A 20942-nucleotide genomic window follows, 5' to 3' on the forward strand; every position below is an offset into this window, starting at 1 on the left:
TCTAGACTGGGCGCATGACCTCCCAGCCGGCCGCGGCGCTCGAAGGCCCGCCGAACCCGCGCCGGGCCGAGATCCTCGGCGCCGCCGCCGAGCTGTTCGCGCGCCGCGGCTACCACGGGGTGTCCATCGGCGACCTCGGACGCGCCGTCGGTCTCACCGGCCCCGCCCTGTACCGGCACTTCAGCGGCAAGGACGCCGTCCTCGCCGAGATGCTCCTCGACATCAGCGAGCGGCTGCTCGCCGAGGGCGTCCGCCGCGCCGCCGACCCCGACCCGGGCCGCGCCCTGGACGCGCTGCTGCACTGGCACATCGCGTTCGCCCTCGACAACCCCGCGCTGATCACCGTCCATGAGCGCGAGCTGGACAACGTTCCCGAACCGCAGCGGCACCGCATCCGCCGGCTGCAACGCGCCTACGTGGAGGAATGGGTCGCCGTCCTGCGCCGGCTGAACCCCGGGCTCCCCGCCGGCCGCACGCGTGCGGCCGTCCACGCCTGCTTCGGCCTGCTCAACTCGACCCCGCGCAGCGCCGCCGGGCTCGACCGCGAGGCGATGGGCGGCCTCCTGCACACCATGGCCCGGGCGGCGCTCGAAGCCGTCCGCTAACAGGACGCCGGACGCCCGTCCAGGGAGCGTTCGACGGCCCGCGCGAACGACGCGGCGTCCGTCCCCTCCCCGTTGAAGATCTTCTGGACGCAGCCCCGGAACGTGTCGCTGAACGTGCTGTAGTGCGGCGTCACCGGACGTGGCCGCACCCGGCCCAGCGCGGTCACCACGGCCCGGCCGAACCCGGTCAGCTGCGCTTCGTCCGGCGGGCCGGCCTCCCCGGACCGGGACGGGCAGGCCGGCGCCCGCACATCGGCGGGGGAGCGGTGACCGGGCGACAGCCCGAGCGCCGAGTAGCGTCCCGGAACGAAGCCGCCGCACGCGAACAGCAGCCGCTGGCTCTGCGCCCCGCTCAGGAACCCGACCAGGCGGGCGGCCGCGTCCGGTCGGGGGGAGTACTTCGACACGGCGAGGTTCTGGCCGCCGAGCACCGTGCGGCCCGGCAGCGCCGTCACCCCGAACCGCAGCCGCGCGCCGTCGCGCATGCGCGGCTCGGACGCGAGCGCCGAGAACGCGTACGGCCAGTTGCGCATCAGCGCCGCGTCCGCCGCGAACGCCTCGATGCTCTCCGGCTCCTTGTACTGCCGTGACAGGCCCAGCCGTCCCCGCAGGCGGGACGCCAGCCGGACCAGTGCCGGATACACCTTCGTCCGCAGCTCCTTCCCGCTCGGCCGGCCCTCGCCGGTGAGCACCCCGCCGCCGCCGTCGTTCCAGACCGCCTCCAGCGCGTTCACCGTCAGGCCCTCGTAGCCGGCGAGCTGCGTCGCCACATCGGAGGTGAGAAGCCCCTGCCATGTGGTCGGCGGCGTCACGCCCTCCCGGTAGTAGAGGAGGCCGACGTCCACGTTGAACGGGACGGCGTACTGCTTCCCCTTCCACCGACCCGTGCGCAGCGCCACCGGGAAGAAGTCATCCAGATCTTCGACGCCGTCGAGCGGACGCAGATAACCGGCGTCCGCGAACTGCGCCGTCCACGTGTTGTCCATGATCAGGACGTCGTAGGCGCAGCCCTTCGACTCCTCGACCGCCTTGATCTGGCTGTGCTGGAGGTCGGTGGAGTCCGCCACCTCCACGAGCGTGGCGTGCGGGCGGTGGCCCTTGTTCCACTGCTGGATCAGCGCGCGGCGCTGGTTCTTCAGGCTGACGTCCGTGCCGCCCGCGACGAACAGCTCCCCCCGGTCGCAGCCGGCCTTCAACGCCGGATACGACGCGTCCGGCCGCAGCACCACGACCAGCCACGCGGCCAGCACCAGCGCCGCCCCGGCCACGGCGCTCACCCGGGCCCGGCGCCCGCTCGGCAGCACCCTCATCGCAGCTCCGCCAGCAGTGCCGCGGCCTGCTCGACCTCGGGCGCGCCGGTCAGCGGCACGCAGCCGCCGCCGTCCTTGCCGAACGCCGCCACGATCTCCTTCACCGGCGAGGACGCGCACGTCGCCGGGCCCGTCAGCACCACGGTCAGCCGGAGGCCGGGGTGCCGCTTGCGGAACTCGCCCGACAGCCACGCCGTCCGCGCGCCGAGCCGGGGGTTGGTGCCGGGACTCTGCCCGTCGGTGACGAGGATGAGATTCTGCCGGCCGGACCCGACGCCGGCCGCCGCGATCGCGTCGCCGAGCGCCCGGTCGGTCCCACCGGAGGCGGTCGCCTGCAGGTCGCTCAGGACGGTGTTCTTCTGCTCCGGTGACGCCGCTTCCTGCGGGACGTTCCCCACCAGATCCGGGTCGTCCGGCGACGCCGACGACGACACCTGCAGACCGACGCGGTCATTGCTCTGCAACTGCGACACCAGGCTCCGCAGGAACGACGTCCCGCGGGCGAGCCGGGAACCCCCGCGTCCCTGCGCCGCGCCGCCCATCGACCCGGACGCGTCCAGCAGCAGCGCCAGCGCCGTCCGCGGACGGGCCGCGCCGACGCGGTCCAGGCTCCGCTGGACGTCGTCCGGCGTCGTCGGGCGCACGGCGTCCGGCATCACCCGGCTTCCCATGACGCCCTGCAGCCGTGCCAGATAGTGGTGCCGGCCGTCGCCCTCCCGCACGGACGGGATACGGCCCTCGCCGTTCCGGAAACCCTGCAAGGTCAGCGGGTTGCGCTGCAGCCAGCGGTAGAACGCGGTCACCGCCGCGTCCCGCTCCCGCGTGTCCTGCCCGCGCCACCGCACCTGGACGAACGGGTAGTCGAGCGTCGGCAGGCCGTTCGCGTAGTACGGATAAAGGCGCCACTTCACCGACTGGGGGGCGTCGGGATCGACGGCGCCGCAGCGGTCGTCCCCGAGCGGCAGCCCCGTGTCGTAGTCGTGCAGCACCTGCTCGGGGACGGCGACCGCGATGTCGTCGGGAGGGTCGGCCTGCCCCGCGGCGGCCCGCTGCCGGAACCGGCACAGCAGCGACACCGCGTCCGACGCGACCAGGTCGGCGGGCTCGGCGAACCGCTCGTCGCTCCGGTCGTCGCCGGGCAGCGCATCGTAGAGCGCGGGCGCGACGGCCAGCGACGCCGACGACGTCTCCGGGACGGGCCGGGCGATCGCGCGCAGCTTCACCCCCGCGTCCGCGATCCGCGTCAGCAGCGCCGCCGGGTCGGGCGCGATCGGCATCCTGCTCGGATCGGCGACGGACCCGTGCGCGCCGGGGAACAGCGCCAGCACCAGCGGCGACGACCCGAGCGAGCCGAGCATCCGGAAGGACGGATCGCCCTCCCCGCCGCCCGGACCCGCGGCCGGGCCCCCGCCGGCCAGCGCCGCCGTGCGGGGCACCGGAGACCCGCCCCCTGCGGCGTTCCGGGTGTCGATCTGCCCCGGGCTCTTAGGGACGAAGTCGTACTCCGCCGTGGAGGAGGGGAGCCAGATGTCGGGCTGCGGGCCCAGAAGCTGCTCGTCGTCGGCACGCCCCACGCCCGCCGGCTTGCTGCGCCGCCACAGAAGGCTGAACCCGTCGTACAGGGAGAGGGGCCCGGCCTCCGGGACGACGGTGACGCTGTACTTGCGGCAGCCGCGGTCCTCGTCGGCGTTCACGAACTCGGCCGCGGCGGCGCGCAGCGGCGTCAGCGTCTCCGGCGCGGTCAGCACCCGCAGCTCCAGCGGCTGCCCGCACGCGTCGGTGTGCCGCCACACGCGATGCGCGCCGGCCCCGGCGAGCAGGACCAGCGCCATCGCCGCGGCTCCGGCGCACCCCCACGCGAGCGCCGTGCCGCCCCGCCGCAGTACCTTCCACACGCGTTCCAGCGCGGTGCGCGCCGTATCGGGATAGAAGACGAACAGTGCCGCGGTCGCCAGCGCGACGACCAGCAGCGTGATGGCCGCGTTCAGCCAGAACGAGCCGTGGACGAGCGTCACCCCCAGGCTGACGACCACGGTGGAGGACGCGTCGAGGATGACGACCTGGAGGGCGCGGCGGAGCCAGGGCGGTAAACCGTCCGGGCGTCCCGGCTCCGGTGATCGGTTGCCGTCGCCGCCGTGCGGTCCCGTCATCCACGCCCCATCGCCGTGTAGGTCCCGAATCCCAAGCCCCCCGGCACTGGCCACTCATGATACGTAACCGGACCGTCGCGGTCAGCGGGATCCGCTGACCGGGGCCGGTCGATCCCCGCGGCGTCCACGGTCCGTCCCGCCGGCCGGCCCCTTGCGGGGACCACCTGCGGAACACGCGGGCTGACCGCCTGCCGGGGAACGTTCGGGAAGCCGTCGCCGGGAACGTCGAACGCCTCCGGCTGTTCGTGCGTACAACGGCACATGGAAGAAGGTCGCCCCGCTCGACGACGCCACGCCCCCCGCCGGTTGACCGTCACGCAGGCGACGCGACACACGGGTAGGAGGTGAGGCTCGGATCCCAGACTGCTGTGGCCCTGAAACCGGCCGCCGTATCCCACCGGGGTGGTACGGCGGCCGGTGCTAATTGCTGGGGGTTTCCAGGTAGCGGGCGTAGTCGAGCGCGCCGGCGTGGACGGCGGCGTGCACCGCGCGGGCGATCCTCGCGCCCCAGATCGAGCGGGGCCCGGCGAAGATCTCCTCCGGCCCGGCGGTGGGGGCCGCGACGCAGATGGCGTCGGACGCGGTGCCCGTGCACGGGAAGCCCGCCTCCAGGAGCGCCTGGGTCTTGGCCTCGGTGGCGGTCACGACCGCGTTCACCAGGGCCGCGTCGCTCAGCGGGACGGGCACGGCGACGACGATGTTGACGGTGCCGGGCTGCCAGGCGGGTTTCCCCTCCAGCGGCGCGAGCTCCGGGTCGGCGGCTCCGGCGGGGGCGGCGGCCCAGGTCGGCACGCGCAGCCCGACCGTCGCCGAGGCGCCGACGCCTTCGTCCTCCCGCCGCATCGTGCGGGACACGGAGGCGGCCGTGAGCATCCCGACGCCCGGCCCGTCCAGCCCGTACGACGCCGCCAGCTCGGCCAGGTGAACGACCGGGTCGGTGCGCGCGTAGGCGCCCGGGACCTGCGCGTTCAGCACCCACCGGGCCGGGCCGATCCCGCCGCCCAGCATCGCGGACGAGATCGCCCGGTGGCCGTCGCCGGGCCGCCACACCGTCGCGGCGAGCCGTTTTCCGCCCTCCTCGCGCCACACGGTCTCCAGGTTCACGGGCGCTCCAGCGACAGGAGCGGCCGGCCGCCCGGACCGGTGGTGACGTGGACGCGGGCGTCGAAATGCTTTTCGACGGTGGGCCCGGTGAGGACCTCCTCCGGCGTTCCGGCCGCGGCGACCCGGCCGCCCGAGATCAGGACCAGCGCGTCGGCGTACTGGCCGGCGAGGGTGAGGTCGTGGATGGTGGTCACCACGGTCAGCTCGTCGGACAGCCGCAACCGGTCGACCAGCTCCATCACCTGCTGCTGATGGCCGATGTCGAGCGCGGACGTCGGCTCGTCCAGCAGGAGGACCGGCGTCTGCTGCGCCAGCGCGCGCGCCAGCACGACGCGCTGCCGCTCCCCGCCGGAGAGGTGATCCAGGGGACGGGCCGCGAAGGCCGTGAGGTCCAGGCGGTCGAGGACCTCCTCGGTGATGGACCGGTCGCGGGCGCTCTCCCGCCCGAGATGCGGGATGTAGGGGGAACGCCCCAGAAGGGTGTAGTCGAACACCGTCATGCCCACGGGGAGGTTCGGGCTCTGCGCGGCATAGGCGACGAGGTGGGCCCGCTGCCTCGGTTTGAGGCGCTGCGAATCCTCGCCCGCCACGCTGATCTCGCCGCGCGAGGCCACCAGGCCGAGGACCGCGCGCAGCAGCGTCGACTTCCCGGCGCCGTTCGGCCCGATGACGGCCGTCCACGACCCGGCGGGGACCTCCAGCGACACGCCTGCCAGGACCCGCCGGCCGCCGAGCGACACCTCCAGGTCCCGCACCCGGACCGTCACGTCCCCACCTGCCTGCGGGACGCGCGCAGCACCACGACGAAGAACGGGCCGCCGACGAACGCCGTCACCACGCCGAGCGGAAGCTCGCCGGGGCTGGTCGCCGTCCGCGCCACGAGGTCCGCCACCTCCAGGAACGCCGCCCCGCCGAGCAGCGACAGCGGCAGCACGACCCGGTACGAGCCGCCCGCCAGCCGCCGCACCACATGCGGCACGACGATGCCGACGAACCCGATCAGACCGCTCACCGCCACCGCCGACGCCGTCGCCAGCGACGCCGCGACCAGCACGGTCAGCCGCACCCGCGGCGCCGCCAGCCCGAGGCTCGCGGCCTCCTCGTCCCCGACGCTCAGCACGTCCAGGAGCCGGCCGTGGGTGAGCAGCACCACCGTGGAGATCAGCGCGTACGGGGCGACCAGCGCGAGCTGGTCCCAGTCCGCCGAGCCGACCCCGCCGAGAATCCAGGAGAAGATCCGCTGCAGCTCCTCGGCCTTCAGCTGCTGGATGAACGTCTGTGCCGCCGCCAGGAACGACGACACCGCGACGCCCGCCAGCACGAGCGTCGCCGCGCCGTCGCCTTCCGCCGTCCGGCCGAGCACGTAGGCGAGGCAGACCCCGCACAGCGCGCCGGCGAACGCGGCGAGCGGCACGCCGTACCCGGGATCGCCGGGCACCAGGACGATCACGAGGGTCGCCCCGACCCCGGCGCCCGCCGCGGCGCCCAGCAGGTACGGGTCGGCGAGCGGGTTGCGGAACACGCCCTGGTACCCGGCGCCCGCCATGGCGAGCATCCCGCCGACCAGCGCCGCCATCAGCGCGCGCGGCACCCGCAGTTCGAACAGGACGCTCTGGTCGATCACCCCGAGGCCGGAGTCGACGTGCACGAACGGGATCTTGTCCGCCAGCGCCTTCAGGACCCCGCCGGCGGGCAGCCCGGCGGCGCCCACCAGCACACCGGCCAGCAGGGTCGCCGCGAGCAGCGCCACCGCCACCGCGAGGGGCAGCGCCCGCAGCCTGGCGTGCGGCTGCCCCGTCCGCTTCGCGCGGGGGAGCCTGCGGGGGGCCCTGAAGGCCGTGGTCACCGCGCCTTCTGGACGGCGTCGCCGATCGCCTTGACGAACTGGGGCAGGCGGGGACCCCAGCGGGACGCGATGTCGTCGTCGAGTTCGACCACGTTCTCGTTCTTCACGGCGTCCAGGCCGGACCAGCCGGGGCGCTTGGCCAGGGCGGCACTGCCCTGGCCGCAGCACTTGGTGTCGGCCAGGAAGATCAGGTCGGGGTCCTGCTTGAGCACGTGCTCACGGGACAGCTGCGGGTAGCCGCCGGCCGCCTTGTCGGCCTTGTCGGCGACGTTCTGCAGGCCGAACAGCCCGTACACCTGGCCCACGAACGTCTTCGAGGTGACCGAGTGCAGCTGGGGGTCGAGCTCGTGGTAGTACGTCCGGCCCTTGGCCTTGGACGCCGCCGCGACCGTCTGCTGGATCTCGGTCCGCATGTCGCCGGTGAGCTTCTTCGCCTCGGCGGTGTGCCCGGTGGCCTGGCCGAGGTCGTTGATCTCGTCGTAGGCCTCGTCCATGTTCGTCGCCGCGGGCTCCAGCAGGACGGGGACCTTCACCTTCTCCAGCGCCTTCACGATGCCGTCCATGTCGTCCGACAGGACGACGAGGTCGGGCCGGTACTTGATGATCGCCTCGGCGTTCGGCTTGAAGCCGGACAGCTTCGTGCGGGGCGCGTTCGCCGGGTAGTTGGAGTAGTCGCTGACCGCCACCACCTGCGAGCCGGCGCCGATGGCGAACAGCGTCTCGGTGTGGGTGGGGGAGAGCGACACGATCCGCTTGGGGGCGGCGGGGACGTTCACCGCGCCGTTCGCGGCCTGGACGGTGACGGTCTCGGCGCTGCTCGCGGCGCCGGCCTCGCCGTCATCGCCGCCGCATGCGGCCGTGACCACCACGACGCCGATCGCCATCACCGCGCCGAAGGTACGTACGGGTCTCACAGAAGCCTCCAGGCTGCCGGGAAGCCGCGGCCCGCTCATGACTCATGACGGATCGCCCTTCCACGAGGTCGAAAATCGTCGGCGCGCGAAGGAGGCGACCTGGCTCGGCCACTTCGAGAGGGGCACCACAGTTGCGGGACAGCGCCGGGTTCACACCGGACTTCGCTCCTGGGCGCGCAGCATCGCAACGCTATCAGCCGGCGAATCCGGTTCCACCGGGTGCGCGGGGTGAGCATCGTCCCATCCGCCCTTGACGGAGTGAGTACTCACTCCGTACCGTGGGCGGCATGGAGGGCAAAAGCCGGCGCCGGGCGCCGGGAATGCGCCCGCAGCAGCGCCGAGAGATGATCGTCCGGACCGCGCTGCCGCTGGTCGCCGAGCACGGCACGGCCGTGACCACCGGGCAGATCGCGCGCGCCGCCGGCATCGGCGAGGCAACGATCTTCCGGGTGTTCGCCGACAAGGACGAACTGCTGGACGCGTGCGTCGCCGAGGCGCTGCGGCCCGACCACGTCCTGGCGGAGATCGAGGCGATCCCGCTCGACCAGCCGCTGCCGGCCCGGCTCGCCGAGGCGAGCGCCGCGATCGACGCCTACCTGGCCCGCATGGGCATGGTCATCGGCGCCCTGCACGCCACCGGCCGCCGCGGGCGCGGGATGCCCGGCCCCGGCGACCCCGGCGGCGGGATGCACGGGGCCGGCGGGAACGGGGCCGGCGGGAACAGGGCCGGCGGGGAGAGCGCCGGTGCCGCCCCCGACCGCGGTGCCGCCATGGACCGGACCCGCGACGCCATCGCCGAACTGTTCGAACCCGAGCGCGACCGGCTCCGCCTGCCCGTCGACCAGATCGCGAGCCTGTTCATGGGGCTGGCGTTCACGCGCGCACGCCCGCCCGGCGGACCGTCCGCCGGGCCCGGCACCTCGGAGCCGTCCATGGAGGAGTACCTCGACGTCTTCCTGCACGGCGCCCTCAAAGAAGGAACCGCCGAATGACGATCAGCCTGAACCACGCGATCGTGACCGCCGCCGACAACGACGAGGCCGCCCGCTTCTTCGCCGCCGTCATGGGCCTGGAGTACACGGGCGCGCATCCGCACGCGCGGCATTTCGTCCCGATCCGGGGGAACGAGGGGCTCACCCTCGACTTCATGACGGTCGCCTACCCGCAGGGCCACCACCTGGCCTTCGACGTGGACGCCCTGACGTTCGACACGATCGTCGAGCGCCTCGACGCCCGCGAGATCCCCTACGGCGACGAGCCCGCGCACCCCGACAACGGACGCGTGGACTCCTCCCACCCGCTCGGCGGGCGGCGCGTTTACTTCTCCGACTCCAGCGGCAACCTTTACGAGGTCATCTCGCCCTGACGGGCTTGAACGTCCGCCCGGCACGCTCGTTCGGCGGAACGGCGGCCCGCACCAGCGGCCTCCCCCCACATTCACTGGCCGCCTTGCCGGGGAGCCGTCAGGGGTGGCGTTCGGGGTCGTGGGCGGCCCGGTCCCTGGCCTCCATGAAGAAGTCGAACAGCGCCGTGGTGCCGGGCAGCAGGCGCAGGGGACGCGCCGCGCCGAAGGACGCGTTCCAGAACGAACCTTGGCGTGGCTTCCACGGACCCGCATACGCGTACGGCTCGTCCAGGTGTGCGTCTCCCGGGGAGACGCCGTAGTTGACCTCGTCGAGGCTGATGGCCAGATCGAAGTGTTCGGGCCACAGCACGGACGCGATCTCCGGGGCGAACCTGGACAGGGCATCGTGCGCGCGGCCGAACGCCTCCTGGATGCGGTGCGCGGCCTCGGCATCGACACTGAGGACGTCGTCCAGGCCGACGCCGCTGCCATCCTCGTAGAGGTTCTCCGCCGCCCCGGCCTCGATGTTCGCCGCCGCGGCGAGTTCACGGCATGTGGCGCCGTTCAACGGGATCTCCCGGTCGCCGCACACGAGCTCCGTCTCCCGTACGCGGAGGTCGGGCGCCCGGACGGTACCGAACCCGCCCGGGACGGCCTTAAGCCGGATCGTCCCGCTCTGGCGGTATTGCGGGCCGGCGAGCACCAACTCCGCCACCCCGTGCAGCGAGCGGCGCGCGGTTCCCAGAGTCCGCGGATCGACGGTCATGCTCCATCCTCCGTTAGGGTGCGCATCCACGCCGGACGGCCTCGCTCACGAATCGCCCGGGTCCCCGCCTCGGGGCGCGTACAACTGTGCCAGCTCACGGTCGTTCCGTGCCCACCTGCGATGGCGGGCGGCCGACTGCAGATGCAGGTCGGCCTCCTCGGGGTGGGCGGCGGCCATCTCCTCCAGCAGCGCCGCCGCCCGCTCATGGGCGCACGCCGAGGACACCATCGCCCGGCACGCGTACTCGTCGCCCTCACCCCGCCGCGGTCCGCCCGGGGGGCCGGCCTCCCGCCGGGTTCCGCGCGCCTTCACCCCGAGCGCGCGGTCTTCGCTGTCCATACCCGCCCGCCCGACGCCCGAGCCCGCCGATCGGCCACCCCACCAGACACGCTCCCTATCTACCCCGCGGCTCGTCCGCCCAGCCCCATCCAGGAGCAAATGCGGAGGCACGTCACCCGATGACCGACCATGGAGGTGTGGCGCCACCCGAACCTCTCACGCTCTACACCGCCGACGGCGTGCGGATCGACGCGGGCCATCTGCGGGGCGACGGCCGCGTGTGCTTCGTCCTGGCGCACGGGTTCACCTGCTCGTGGCGGCTGCCCGCGCTCCGCCGGATCGCCGGCGTCCTCAACGCGCACGGCGGTGTCATCGGTCTCGACTTCCGCGGGCACGGCAGGTCCGGCGGGCGTTCCACGGTCGGTGACCGGGAGATCCTGGACGTCTCCGCGGCCGTCGCGGCGGCGCGCCGCAGGGGCTACCGGCGGGTCGCCGTCGCGGGGTTCTCGATGGGCGGCGCGGTCGCCGTCCGGCACGCCGCGCTGCACGGCGGGGTCGACGCGGTGGTCTCCGTCAGCGCGCCCGCCCGCTGGTACTACCGCGGGACGGTGCCGATGCGGCGCGTCCACTGGGTGATCGAACGGCGCCTGGGCCGCCTGGCCGTCCGGATGGCCCGTGGCACCCGGATCGCGCCCGGGGGGTGGGAGCCCGTCCCCGAAGCGCCTCACGAGGTCGCCGGGCGCATCGCTCCGGTGCCGCTGCTGGTCGTCCACGGCGACGCGGACACGTTCTTCCCCATGGAACACGCCCACCAGTTGTACGAGGCGGCGTCCGACCCGAGAGAACTGTGGATCGAGCCGGCCTTCGGCCATGCCGAGGTCGCCGCCACACCGGACCTGATCGACCGCATCGGCAAGTGGGGGCTTGACGCGGTCTCCCGCTGACCTCTGGAACGCGATCGCGTGGAAAACCGGGAGCAGGTGGCCGATGAACTGCGAGAACGCGAAGTCGTCCACATTTTTGCGCCCGCCGCCGTCCGCCGAAGCGGCCGGGCACCATGGCCGCATGAACGGTTCCAGTTTCATGTGGAAGCGAACGGCCGCCGGCTCGATCGTTCCCGCCGGCCCCGGCGTCTGCTTCACCCCCGCCGGGGACTCGTCCCTCACCGCCCGCGCCGCGGCCCTGAGCAGCCTTCTCCCACGAGAAGTCGTCATAGCCCGCCGCACCGCCGCCTGGATATGGGGCCTGGACGTCCTACCCCCGGGAGCGAACGAGGCCGACTGGGACGTTGAGGTCATCGGCCCCGGTTCGTCCGGCCCGGTCACCGCCGACACCGCGGAACTGCCGCCCGGTCACGTCCTGGAAGAGTCCGATGTACGCCTCACATCCCCCGCCCGCACGGCACTGGACTGCGCCCGCTGGCTTCCCCGCGTCGAAGCGGTGGTGGCGCTGGACCAGTTCCTCCGGCGGGGCGTGGCCACCGGCGAACTCACCGCGATGGCCCGGACGCTGCCCGGATACCGCGGCAACAGGCGATTACGCGAGATCATCCGCATGGCCGACCGAGGCGCGGCCTCTCCCGGCGAATCCTGGGCCCGCGTCGCCGTCGTGAACGCCGGCTTCCCCCGCCCGCGAACCCAGGTACCGGTGACGGGTCCCCGAGGCCGGCCGCTCTACATCGACCTCGGCTACCCGGAATTCCGGGTGGGCCTCGAATACGACGGCGAACGCCACCACACGGGCCCCCAGGCCCGCGCCCACGACGCCGGCCGGCGCCGCTGGCTCGCCGAAGAGATGCGCTGGGAGGTCATCCCCGTGACGAAGACCTTCCTGGCCCGCCCCGCCCCGCCCCCTACCTGGAGGCGCTCCTGACCGCCCTCCTCCACCGGGGCTGGAATCCCGAAAACGCGACCATGGACCGGATAGCCGCCCGCCTGGCGACCCTGCGACGCCGCTCCCGCTAGATGAGCGGGACCGGAACCGGGAACGGGCCGGGGCCGGACCGCGCGGTCCGGCCCCGGCCCGGTGTTGCGGGACGGTCGGCGTGTTGCGGGACGGTCAGCCGAAGGGGCCGAGCTCCGGGAAATGGCAGGCCACCTCGCGCCCGGCCACCGAAGCGAGCGGCGGGCGCTCGGTCCGGCAGCGGTCCTGCGCCTTGAAGCACCGCGGGTGGAACGAGCAGCCCGGCGGGGGAGCCGACGGGCTCGGCGGGTCGCCGCGGAGCACGATGCGTTCCCGCGTCCGCTCCGCCACCGGGTCGGGCAGCGGGATCGCCGACAGCAGCGCCCTGGTGTAGGGGTGCGCCGGCGAGCCGTAGATCGCGTCCCGGTCGCCGATCTCGACGATCCGGCCGAGGTACATCACGGCGATCCGGTTGCACACGTGCCGCACCACCGCCAGGTCGTGCGCGATGAACACGTACGCCAGGTCGAGCTTGCGCTGCAGCCGTGCCAGCAGGTTGACGATCTGGGCCTGGATCGACACGTCGAGCGCCGACACCGGCTCGTCCGCGATGACGAGCCGGGGATGGGTGATCAGCGCCCGCGCGATACCGATCCGCTGCGCCTGCCCGCCGGAGAACTCGTGCGGGTACCGGTCGATGTGCTCGGCGTGGAGCCCGACGAACTCCAGCATCTCCTGCACGCGGGAACGATGGTTGCCCTCGTCCATGCCCTGCACCTGTAGCGGCGCGGCCACGATGGAGCCGACCGTGTGCCGCGGGTTCAGCGATGCGAACGGGTCCTGGAAGATGATCTGCAGGTCGTTGCGGAGCGGGCGCATCTGCCGCTGGGACAGCCCGGTGATGTCGCGCCCGTCGAAGGTGATCCGCCCGCCGGTCGGGTCCAGGAGCCGGACGAGCATCCGCCCCGTCGTCGACTTCCCGCAGCCGGACTCGCCGACCAGCCCGAGCGTCTCCCCGGCCCGCACCTCCAGATCGATCCCGTCCACCGCTTTCACGGTCCCGCGCCGGGTCTGGAACGTCTTGGTCAGCCCCTCCAGGTGGAGCAGCGCCGTCATCCCGCCACCTCCTTCTCGATCGTGAGCAGATGGCAGGCCGCCGGGTGTGGCGCGCCCTGGAGTGCCGGGCGCGTCGTCTCGCACACGTCGATCCGCTCCGAGCACCGGGGGTGGAACGGGCACCCCGCCGGCGGGCGCAACAGCGACGGCGGGGCACCCGGGATCGGGGTCAGCTCACCGGGTGGTCCGGTCAGCCGGGGCAGCGAGCCGAGCAGGCCGCGGGTGTAGGGGTGGCGCGGCCCGGCGAACAGCTCGTCGGCGGTCGCCTGCTCCACGGCCCGGCCCGCGTACATGACCAGGACGTCGTCGGCGACCCGCGCGACCACCCCGAGGTCGTGGGTGATCATCAGGACGGCGAGGCCCCGCTCGCGCTGGATCCGCGCGATCAGCTCCAGGATCTGCGCCTGGACGGTCACGTCCAGCGCGGTGGTCGGCTCGTCGGCGATCAGCAGGTCCGGCTCGCACGCCAGCGCCATGGCGATCATGACGCGCTGGCGCATGCCGCCGGAGAACTGGTGCGGATAGTCGCCGGCGCGCTCGTCCGGATGGGGGATGCCGACGTCGGCGAGGAGCTGCACGGCGTGCTTGTGCGCGGCGCGGCGGGACGCGCCGAAGTGCAGCCGCCGCGCCTCGGCGATCTGCTCGCCGACCCGGTAGTGCGGGTGCAGCGACGACAGCGGGTCCTGGAAGATCATTGCGACCCGCCGGCCGCGCAGCGCCCGGACCTTCTCCCGGTCCGCGCCGACGACCTCGGTGCCCGCGAGGTCGATCGACCCGGACACCTGCGCCTTGTCGTGCAGCCCCATGATCGCCAGGCTGGTCACGGACTTGCCGGAGCCGGACTCGCCGACGATGCCGAGCGTGCGGCCCTCGTCCACGGTGAACGACAGCCCGTCCACCGCGCGGACCGTGCCCTTCGGCGTGGGGAACTCGACGACGAGGTCCCGGACGGTCAGCAGGCTCATGCGTACCTCACCTGGGGGTCGATCGCGGCGTAGAGCAGGTCCACGACGAGGTTGGCGAAGGTGATGAAGAACGCGGCCAGCAGCGCGACGCCCATCACGACCGGCTGGTCGGACTTGTTGATCGAGTCGATGGTGAGCTGGCCGAGGCCCGGCAGCCCGAACACGCTCTCGGTGATGACGGCGCCGCCGAGCAGCGCGCCGAGGTCCATGCCGAAGACGGTGAGGACGGGGGTGAGCCCGGCCCGCAGCCCGTGCTTGGTGACGACCGTCCGCTCGGGCAGGCCCTTGGCGCGGGCCGTGCGGATGTACGGCTCGGCCATCGTCTCCACCATCGACGCCCGCGACAGCCGGGCGTACATGGCCGCGTACAGCAGCGCCAGCGCCACCCACGGCAGGATGAGGTTCTTCGTCCAGCCGATGGGATCCTCGGCGATCGGCACGTAGCTGGAGTACGGCAGCAGGCCCCCGATCTGGACGACGACGACGGTCAGCGCCATCGCCGTGAAGTAGATCGGCAGGGACGCGGAGGTGAGCGTGCCGACCATCATCGTCCGGTCGAGCAGCGAGTCCTTGCGCAGCGCCGACACGACGCCGACGGTGACGCCGCCGACGAGCCACAGGAGGGCGGCGCCGACGCCGATCGAGACGGTGGTGGGGAGCCGCTGCATCATCAGGTCCCAGACCGGCATGTTGTTCTGGTAGGAGAACCCGAGACACGGGAAATGGCACTGGACGGCGAGCGGCCCCGAGCCGTAGGAGCGTCCGGCGAAGATGCCGACGAGGTAGTCGGTGAACTGCTGCCACAGCGGACGGTCCAGCCCCATCTGGTGATGGAGCATGGCCAGGCGTTCCGGCGTGCACGACTTCCCGCACGCCTGCAGCGCCGGGTCGGCGGGGAACACGTAGAAGATCGTGAAGGTGACCGCGCAGATGACGAGCAGCACGCCCGCGAGTCCCGCGAAGCGCAGCGCGAGGTAGCGGATCATCGGCCGGCTCCCCGCGGGTCGAGGGCGTCCCGGAACGCGTCGCCGAGCAGCGTGAACGCCAGCACGGTCAGCAGCAGGCACACGCCGGGCACCACGAAGAACGTCGGATCGACCTGGTACCAGTCGATCGCCTTGGACATCATCTGCCCCCAGGACGAGTCCGGCGGCCGGACGCCGATGCCGAGGAACGACAGCGCCGCCTCGGTGCCGATGTTGATCGGGATGGTGAGCGTCGCGTAGACCAGCACCGGCGCCAGCAGGTTGGGCAGGACCTCGCGGAACACGATCCGCGTGCGCAGCATGCCGGTGGCCCGCGCGGCGTCCACGAACTCCCGGTGGCGCAGGGTGAGCGTCTGCCCGCGGACGATGCGCCCGATATAGGGCCAGCCGAAGAAGCCCATGACGAACACCAGTTCCAGCATCCGGTTCCCCTCCGGGAGCACCGAGACGAGGGCGATCATGAAGATGAGCTGCGGGAACGACAGGACCATGTCCATGATGCGGCTGATGAAGGTGTCGATCCGGCCGCCGGCGAAGCCGGCGGTGAGCCCGAGGACGGTGCCGACCACGGTGGCCACGCCGGTGGCCGCGACGGAGATCAGCAGCGAGACGCGGGCGCCGTAGACCATGCGGCTGAAGACGTCCCGGCCGGTGCCGGGTTCGACGCCGAGCCAGAAGTCGCCGTCGATGCCGCCGAACGCGCCCTTGGGCGCGCCCGCGAGCGCCTTATCGATCTTCTCGGGGTGGAACTCGTTGGGACCGTGCCCGTTGAGGGCGGTGAGCAGCGGGGCGGCGATCGCCATCAGCACGAACAGCGCGATGATCGCCAGCCCGGCGAGGGCGGCCGGGTCACGGCGCAGCCGCCCGCCGACCAGTCGCCACGGCGACTGGCCGGCGGGCGCGGACGCGCTGCCCGCCGCCTCGGTGGTGAGGGGCGGGGCGGCCATTACTTGACCCCGATGGTGGCGAAGTCGAACTCGCCCTCCCAGATGGGGTGACCGAAGGTGCCGGTGACCTTGGAGCCGTGCAGCAGCGGCAGCTTGTCGTGGATCAGCGGGATCATCGGCGACAGGCCCATCAGGTCACGGTCGACCGCCTGCCACTGGGCGGGGTCGTTCGCCTTCATGGCCGCGGCGATCTTCTCGTTCATCCCCTTGTCGTTCAGCTGGTGAACGACGGTGTTGCCCTTCGGGGTGATGTTGTTCCCATCGAAGATGGGCGGGATGAACGAGCTGGCGGACGGGTAGTCGGCGCACCAGCCGTAGAAGACGAGCTCGTCCTCCTTCTTGATGTCGCCGATGGTGTCGTAGTAGACGCTCTTCGAGACGGCGTTGATCTCGACCTTCACGCCCACCCGCGCGAGTCCCTGCTGGACCGCCTCGGCCTCGGCCTTGCCCTGCTCGCTGCTGGTCGTGGTCAGCTTGATCGAGAAGCCCGCGCTCTTGCCCGCGGCGGCGAGCATCTGCTTGGCCTTGGCCGGGTCACCGTTGGGCGGCGCCTTGTAGACGTCCTGGGGCTGCCCGCCGGTCATGGCGGGCGGGAGGTAGGAGCCGGCCAGCTCGCCGACGCCGCTGCCGCCGTGCGCGGTGCGGTACGCCTCCTTGTCGATGGCGTACTGCATCGCCTCCCGCACCTTGGGGTCGTTGAACGGCGGCTTGGAGGTGTTCATGCCCAGGAACCGGGTGCAGAGGCTCGTCGCGCTGACGAACCGCTTCTTGACGTCCGGGCGGGTCAGGATGCGGGGCATGCTCGGCGAGGCGACGCTGTAGAGCGTGATGGCCCGCTGGTCATTGCCCTGGTCGGCGATCAGCCGCTGGTCGATGGTGGGCTGGGCGATGCCCTCCTCCACGACGATCTTGTCGGGGTTGGCCTGGCGGACGCCGTCGCTCGACTTCTGCCAGTACGTGTTCCTGACGAGCGCCAGCTTCTTGCCCCGGTCGTAGGACTCCACCTTGTAGGGGCCGGAGGAGAAGGGCCGCTTGTCGAAGTTGACGCCGGTGTCCTTGGCCTTCGGGACGGGCGCGAACGTCGGCAGCGTCGTGATCAGCGGCCAGTCCATCGACGGTTCCTTGAGGTGGAACACGATGGTCTGCGGATCCGGCGCCTCGATGGAGGCGAGGCCGTCCTTGTCCTTGTAGGGCCCCTTGTACTTGTCGCCGCCCTCCAGCATCGACCGGGCGTATCCGGGGCCTTCCGGCAGGTCGGGGGCGAAGGAACGCTCCACGCCGTACTTGACCTCGGCGCTGGTGATGGGCGAGCCGTCCTCGAACTTCAGGCCGGGCTTGAGGTGGAAGGTCCAGGTCTTCCCCTTGTCGGACGTGGTGCCGGTGTCGGTCGCCAGGTCCGGGACGACCTTGGTGCCCTCCTGGTCGGGTTTCGCGGCATATGTCGTCAGTGTCCGGTAGAGCAGCCGCGTACCGAAGTCCATTGCGAACATCACGTAGTTGCGCTGCGGGTCCAAATGGGCGAAGTCATCGTTGAAGAGGACCGTGAGGGTGCCGCCGGACTTGGCGGCGGACGAGTCGTCGTCCCCCGAGCCGCAGGCGGACAGCCCGCCGGCGACGGCGAGCGAAAGAGCGAGGGTGAAGCAGGTCCGTACCGGACGTTTCATGGCATCTCCGTGCATTGTCGGGCGGAGTGCCATATAAAATAGTACAGTGCAATTGCACTGCAAGGCCCGTTATCGAATCTCCACATCCGGGACTTCCACATGGAGGACATGTCCGACATGGACACCCACCCCCCCGACCGCTTCGCTACGGGTAGTCACGATTTGCCCGTTTCCGAGGCTCTCGCCTCCTTCATGACCCGCGACTGGGCTGCGAGCGAGAAACCACCCCCGGCCCAGCTGTCCGTCGCCCCGTACGCGGAGAAACGGCGCGCCGCCCTGTCGGCCCAGTTCCCCGGCGAACGACTCGTCCTGCCCGCCGGGCCGCCGAAGGTCCGCAGCAACGACTGCGACTACCGCTACCGTCCGCACACCGTCTACGCCCACCTCTCCGGTGACTCCACGGCGGACACCGGGACCGATGCCGTCCTGGTGCTGCAGCCTACAGCGGCGGGGCACGACGCGGTCCTGTATCGCAGACCTCGGTCCCCCCGCAGTGACAGGGGCTTCTACCGCGACCACCGGCACGGGGAGTTCTGGGTCGGCCCGCGCGAAACCCTCGCCGAGACCGAGGAGAAGCTCGGGATCACCTGCGCGCCCCTGGACGACCTCCCCGGAGCGCTCCGCGGCCCGTGCCCGACCCGGGTGATCCGGGGCGTGGACCCCGCGGTGGACGCGGCCGTCCCGGTGCGGGACCCGGACCTCGACCGCGAACTCGCCGCCGTCGCCGCCGAGCTGCGCCTGATCAAGGATGACTGGGAGATCGCCCAGCTCCAGGCCGCCGTGGACCACACGGTGAAGGCGTTCACCGCCGTCGCCGCCGTGCTGCCGCAGGCGACGGGGCTTCCCCGCGGGGAACGCTGGGTGGAGGGGACGTTCGAGCGCATCGCCCGCATGGAGGGCAACGGTGTCGGGTACGAGACGATCGCCGCCTCCGGCGCGCACGCGTGCGTCCTGCACTGGATCCGCAACGACGGCACGCTGCGCCTCGGCGAGATGCTCCTCCTCGACGCCGGCGTCGAGACCGACACCCTCTACACCGCCGACATCACCCGCACGCTCCCGATCAGCGGCTGGTTCACCCCGCGGCAGCGGCAGGTCTACGACCTCGTCTACCACGCCCAGGAGGCGGGACTGGCGGCGGTCAAGCCCGGCGCCCGCTTCCGCGACTTCCACATGGCCGCGATGCGCGTCATCGCCGAGGGCCTGCAGGACTGGGGCGTGCTGCGCAGCGCGGAGGAGGCGCTCGATCCCGAGTCGGGCAGCTACCGCCGCTACACGCTCTGCGGCAGCGGGCACATGCTCGGCATGGACCTCCACGACTGTGCGGCGGCCCGGGCGTCCCAGTACCTCGACGGGGTGCTGCGTCCCGGGCATGTCCTGACCGTCGAGCCGGGGCTCTACCTCCAGCCGGACGACCTGACGCTGCCCCCGGAACTGCGCGGCATCGGCGTCCGCATCGAGGACGACGTCGTGGTCACCGAGCACGGCGCCCGGCTGATGTCCTCCGACCTGCCGCGCCATCCCGAGGAGATCGAGATCTGGATGCAGTCCCTCACGGCGTAGCCGAGGGGGAGAGCGAACGAGGGGGGCGGTGCCGCACCCGCGACCGGGTACGGCACCGCCCCTTTCTCTCTGTGAGGGACCGAGCCGGAGATGTCAGCCGCTGAGCAGCGACACACCCAGGCTGGACAGGGCCCGGCCGATGGGTTCGTGGATCATGCCGCATCCGGAGTTGGGGCCGCCGCTCAGGATGCCGTGGGCGTAGTTGCCGTCGAAGACGCCGCTGCCACTGTCACCGGGACCGTCGCACGCCTCGCTCCAGGTCATGCCGGAGAGCGTCCGGTCCGGGTAGGAGACGGTGGCGTCGATCTCGGTGATCGCTCCGCAGGTGTACCCGGTGGTCGAGCCCTGCTTGCACACGTATCCGCCGACGTAGTCGCTTTCGGTGCCGTAGATGGATGTCTGCGGGTACACCCATCCGCGCGGCTGCCACCAGCCCGGATTATCGACCGAGACGATCGCGTAGTCGCCGTACCAGCCGAAGGTGTAGTCGACGGCGCCGCCGACGTTCTGGTAGCCGTAGCTGTAGGTGGACACGTCCCACCAGTAGCCCATCTCCGCGCAGTGCCCGGCGGTGAGCATGTAGTAGCTGCTGCCCGAGTACGCGGTGAACGCACTGGTGCATCGGCCGCCGCCGGTGAAGATCGCCAGTCCGGACCGCAGCGGCGGGTCGCAGCTGTAGTCGTCGTAGCAGTACAGCGGCACCGACTTGTGCGCGTAGGTGGAGACCTTCACCGCACTGCCGTAGGTGCGCTTCGCCCAGCTCAGCACGTCCTTCTGCGCGGGGGTGAGCTTGGCTCCGCGCAGCGTGCTCAGCTTCACCACGTTGCCGGAGGTGACGAGGCCGGTCTGAAGGCCGCTCTTGGCGCCCTTGTTGGCCTTGGCGATCCGCTTGGCCAGTTCGCCGGACACCTTCTGCAGGTGATCGAAGCTGTACCGGACCTTGACCGTGCTCGTGTCGCTCATGCCGGACGCCTTCGCGGCCACCTGCGCCTTGGGCGCCGCCGCGTTCTTGGTCACGCCGACGGTGAGCCTGCCGCCGTGCGCCTGGTCGATCCAGGCGCCGCCGTACGCGGCGCCGAGATCCTTGCCGAGCTTCGCCGCCAGCTTGAACTGGGCGGGCTGGCGGTCGGCGCGGCGCTGCGCCTCGGCGGCGGAGACACCGTGGTCCTTCGTGATCTGCTTGATGAGTGTCTGCTTGGCCTCCTTCTGGAGCTGCTGGGAGCTTTGGCGGGGGGACGGGGCGGGGGGCGCACCGCGGTCGCCCGGCACGGCGGCGTGCGCCGGCAGGGAGAGCGAAGCCGCGGACAGAGCGGCGGCCACGGTCAGGACCGTGACGGCGCGTCTGCGCTTCTGGCGGACCATTCGGGGGTTCCTCCTTCGCGGACCGGGGGGTGCCACGGCCGGGTGCCGTGGCGTCCGCTATGCAATGTGAAATTGCACTGTAAAATGTAAAATGGTCTTTGCCAAGGGGTCAAGCCGC

Annotated in this window: 20 protein-coding genes; 6 read left to right on the forward strand and 14 right to left on the reverse strand. The window is 72.1% G+C overall.

Annotation, left to right across the window (positions count from 1 at the left end; translation table 11 throughout):
- Positions 1–14: 14 nt before the first annotated feature.
- Positions 15–605 carry an SACE_7040 family transcriptional regulator gene (locus AF1_RS10935; RefSeq protein WP_067796057.1) on the forward strand — a complete coding sequence of 197 codons (591 nt, stop codon included), beginning with the start codon at positions 15–17 and terminating at the stop codon, positions 603–605.
- Here the strand turns inward: AF1_RS10935 and AF1_RS10940 are convergent.
- The 6 genes from AF1_RS10940 to AF1_RS10965 form a co-directional block, all read right to left on the reverse strand.
- Entirely contained in the window at positions 602–1915 is a 1314-nt protein-coding gene (locus AF1_RS10940; RefSeq protein ID WP_084262768.1) for an extracellular solute-binding protein, read from the reverse strand. The genes AF1_RS10935 and AF1_RS10940 overlap by 4 nt on opposite strands.
- The gene (locus tag AF1_RS10945; protein WP_067796063.1) at positions 1912–4065 is read right to left on the reverse strand and encodes a vWA domain-containing protein; all 2154 of its coding nucleotides are present in this window, start codon (positions 4063–4065) and stop codon (positions 1912–1914) included. Before AF1_RS10945 ends, AF1_RS10940 begins: the two co-directional genes overlap by 4 nt.
- A 420-nt stretch (positions 4066–4485) precedes the next feature.
- Positions 4486–5163, reverse strand: coding sequence for an adenosylcobinamide amidohydrolase (locus tag AF1_RS10950; protein WP_407642222.1), 678 nt, complete (start codon positions 5161–5163; stop codon positions 4486–4488).
- 2 nt (positions 5164–5165) lie between these two features.
- On the reverse strand, positions 5166–5936 hold the full coding sequence (locus AF1_RS10955; protein WP_067796068.1) for an ABC transporter ATP-binding protein: 771 nt from the start codon (positions 5934–5936) through the stop codon (positions 5166–5168).
- Positions 5933–6946: a FecCD family ABC transporter permease gene (locus AF1_RS10960; RefSeq protein ID WP_067796151.1), complete on the reverse strand. Its 1014-nt coding sequence runs from the start codon at positions 6944–6946 to the stop codon at positions 5933–5935. The genes AF1_RS10955 and AF1_RS10960 overlap by 4 nt, the downstream gene beginning before the upstream one ends.
- 65 nt (positions 6947–7011) lie before the next feature.
- The gene (locus tag AF1_RS10965) at positions 7012–7929 is read right to left on the reverse strand and encodes an ABC transporter substrate-binding protein (RefSeq protein WP_067796069.1); all 918 of its coding nucleotides are present in this window, start codon (positions 7927–7929) and stop codon (positions 7012–7014) included.
- Positions 7930–8216: 287 nt separating this feature from the next.
- Here AF1_RS10965 and AF1_RS10970 point away from each other — a divergent pair, with 287 nt between their 5' ends.
- Together AF1_RS10970 and AF1_RS10975 are read left to right on the forward strand one after the other, a co-directional pair.
- Positions 8217–8921 (forward strand): TetR/AcrR family transcriptional regulator, encoded by a 705-nt coding sequence (locus tag AF1_RS10970; protein WP_067796072.1) that lies wholly within the window; start codon positions 8217–8219, stop codon positions 8919–8921.
- Positions 8918–9295, forward strand: coding sequence for a VOC family protein (locus AF1_RS10975; RefSeq protein WP_067796075.1), 378 nt, complete (start codon positions 8918–8920; stop codon positions 9293–9295). The genes AF1_RS10970 and AF1_RS10975 overlap by 4 nt, the downstream gene beginning before the upstream one ends.
- A 97-nt stretch (positions 9296–9392) precedes the next feature.
- Here the strand turns inward: AF1_RS10975 and AF1_RS10980 are convergent, their stop codons facing one another.
- Both AF1_RS10980 and AF1_RS10985 read right to left on the reverse strand, forming a co-directional pair.
- The gene (locus AF1_RS10980; RefSeq protein WP_084262770.1) at positions 9393–10040 is read right to left on the reverse strand and encodes a hypothetical protein; all 648 of its coding nucleotides are present in this window, start codon (positions 10038–10040) and stop codon (positions 9393–9395) included.
- A 45-nt stretch (positions 10041–10085) separates the two neighbouring features.
- Positions 10086–10379 carry a hypothetical protein gene (locus AF1_RS10985; RefSeq protein ID WP_067796078.1) on the reverse strand — a complete coding sequence of 98 codons (294 nt, stop codon included), beginning with the start codon at positions 10377–10379 and terminating at the stop codon, positions 10086–10088.
- A 119-nt stretch (positions 10380–10498) separates the two neighbouring features.
- Here AF1_RS10985 and AF1_RS10990 point away from each other — a divergent pair, with 119 nt between their 5' ends.
- Complete coding sequence (locus AF1_RS10990; RefSeq protein WP_067796081.1) at positions 10499–11263, forward strand: alpha/beta hydrolase; 765 nt, start codon at positions 10499–10501, stop codon at positions 11261–11263.
- Positions 11264–11384: 121 nt separating this feature from the next.
- Positions 11385–12191 carry a hypothetical protein gene (locus tag AF1_RS10995; protein WP_131732737.1) on the forward strand — a complete coding sequence of 269 codons (807 nt, stop codon included), beginning with the start codon at positions 11385–11387 and terminating at the stop codon, positions 12189–12191.
- A 186-nt stretch (positions 12192–12377) separates the two neighbouring features.
- Here AF1_RS10995 and AF1_RS11000 read toward each other — a convergent pair whose 3' ends face one another.
- Genes AF1_RS11000 through AF1_RS11020 form a run of 5 tightly spaced genes read right to left on the reverse strand, consistent with a single transcriptional unit; the run spans position 12378 to position 17899 of the window.
- Positions 12378–13337 carry an ABC transporter ATP-binding protein gene (locus AF1_RS11000; RefSeq protein WP_067796086.1) on the reverse strand — a complete coding sequence of 320 codons (960 nt, stop codon included), beginning with the start codon at positions 13335–13337 and terminating at the stop codon, positions 12378–12380.
- The gene (locus tag AF1_RS11005; protein WP_067796089.1) at positions 13334–14302 is read right to left on the reverse strand and encodes an ABC transporter ATP-binding protein; all 969 of its coding nucleotides are present in this window, start codon (positions 14300–14302) and stop codon (positions 13334–13336) included. Before AF1_RS11005 ends, AF1_RS11000 begins: the two co-directional genes overlap by 4 nt.
- A complete protein-coding gene (locus AF1_RS11010; RefSeq protein ID WP_067796092.1) occupies positions 14299–15288 on the reverse strand; it encodes an ABC transporter permease in 990 nt (329 codons plus the stop codon). The genes AF1_RS11005 and AF1_RS11010 overlap by 4 nt, the downstream gene beginning before the upstream one ends.
- Positions 15285–16235: an ABC transporter permease gene (locus tag AF1_RS11015; RefSeq protein ID WP_067796096.1), complete on the reverse strand. Its 951-nt coding sequence runs from the start codon at positions 16233–16235 to the stop codon at positions 15285–15287. Before AF1_RS11015 ends, AF1_RS11010 begins: the two co-directional genes overlap by 4 nt.
- Entirely contained in the window at positions 16235–17899 is a 1665-nt protein-coding gene (locus AF1_RS11020) for an ABC transporter substrate-binding protein (RefSeq protein ID WP_084262771.1), read from the reverse strand. The genes AF1_RS11015 and AF1_RS11020 overlap by 1 nt, the downstream gene beginning before the upstream one ends.
- Positions 17900–18091: 192 nt before the next feature.
- On the opposite strand from AF1_RS11020, the gene AF1_RS11025 reads away from it, so the two are divergent.
- Positions 18092–19462 carry an aminopeptidase P family protein gene (locus AF1_RS11025; RefSeq protein WP_242608882.1) on the forward strand — a complete coding sequence of 457 codons (1371 nt, stop codon included), beginning with the start codon at positions 18092–18094 and terminating at the stop codon, positions 19460–19462.
- Positions 19463–19555: 93 nt separating this feature from the next.
- Here AF1_RS11025 and AF1_RS11030 read toward each other — a convergent pair whose 3' ends face one another.
- A complete protein-coding gene (locus tag AF1_RS11030) occupies positions 19556–20824 on the reverse strand; it encodes a S1 family peptidase (RefSeq protein WP_067796102.1) in 1269 nt (422 codons plus the stop codon).
- Positions 20825–20942 lie beyond the last annotated feature (118 nt).

The sequence above is a fragment of the Actinomadura formosensis NBRC 14204 genome, assembly GCF_001552155.1.
GTDB classification, from domain to species: Bacteria; Actinomycetota; Actinomycetes; order Streptosporangiales; family Streptosporangiaceae; genus Spirillospora; species Spirillospora formosensis.

Coding starts and splice junctions, on each gene's coding strand:
- AF1_RS10935 (WP_067796057.1), top strand. CDS start 15: ATGACCTCCCAGCCGGCCGCGGCGCTCGAAGGCCCGCCGAACCCGCGC.
- AF1_RS10940 (WP_084262768.1), bottom strand. CDS start 1,915: ATGAGGGTGCTGCCGAGCGGGCGCCGGGCCCGGGTGAGCGCCGTGGCC.
- AF1_RS10945 (WP_067796063.1), bottom strand. CDS start 4,065: ATGACGGGACCGCACGGCGGCGACGGCAACCGATCACCGGAGCCGGGA.
- AF1_RS10970 (WP_067796072.1), top strand. CDS start 8,217: ATGGAGGGCAAAAGCCGGCGCCGGGCGCCGGGAATGCGCCCGCAGCAG.
- AF1_RS10975 (WP_067796075.1), top strand. CDS start 8,918: ATGACGATCAGCCTGAACCACGCGATCGTGACCGCCGCCGACAACGAC.
- AF1_RS10980 (WP_084262770.1), bottom strand. CDS start 10,040: ATGACCGTCGATCCGCGGACTCTGGGAACCGCGCGCCGCTCGCTGCAC.
- AF1_RS10985 (WP_067796078.1), bottom strand. CDS start 10,379: ATGGACAGCGAAGACCGCGCGCTCGGGGTGAAGGCGCGCGGAACCCGG.
- AF1_RS10990 (WP_067796081.1), top strand. CDS start 10,499: ATGACCGACCATGGAGGTGTGGCGCCACCCGAACCTCTCACGCTCTAC.
- AF1_RS10995 (WP_131732737.1), top strand. CDS start 11,385: ATGAACGGTTCCAGTTTCATGTGGAAGCGAACGGCCGCCGGCTCGATC.
- AF1_RS11000 (WP_067796086.1), bottom strand. CDS start 13,337: ATGACGGCGCTGCTCCACCTGGAGGGGCTGACCAAGACGTTCCAGACC.
- AF1_RS11005 (WP_067796089.1), bottom strand. CDS start 14,302: ATGAGCCTGCTGACCGTCCGGGACCTCGTCGTCGAGTTCCCCACGCCG.
- AF1_RS11010 (WP_067796092.1), bottom strand. CDS start 15,288: ATGATCCGCTACCTCGCGCTGCGCTTCGCGGGACTCGCGGGCGTGCTG.
- AF1_RS11015 (WP_067796096.1), bottom strand. CDS start 16,235: ATGGCCGCCCCGCCCCTCACCACCGAGGCGGCGGGCAGCGCGTCCGCG.
- AF1_RS11020 (WP_084262771.1), bottom strand. CDS start 17,899: ATGAAACGTCCGGTACGGACCTGCTTCACCCTCGCTCTTTCGCTCGCC.
- AF1_RS11025 (WP_242608882.1), top strand. CDS start 18,092: ATGACCCGCGACTGGGCTGCGAGCGAGAAACCACCCCCGGCCCAGCTG.
- AF1_RS11030 (WP_067796102.1), bottom strand. CDS start 20,824: ATGGTCCGCCAGAAGCGCAGACGCGCCGTCACGGTCCTGACCGTGGCC.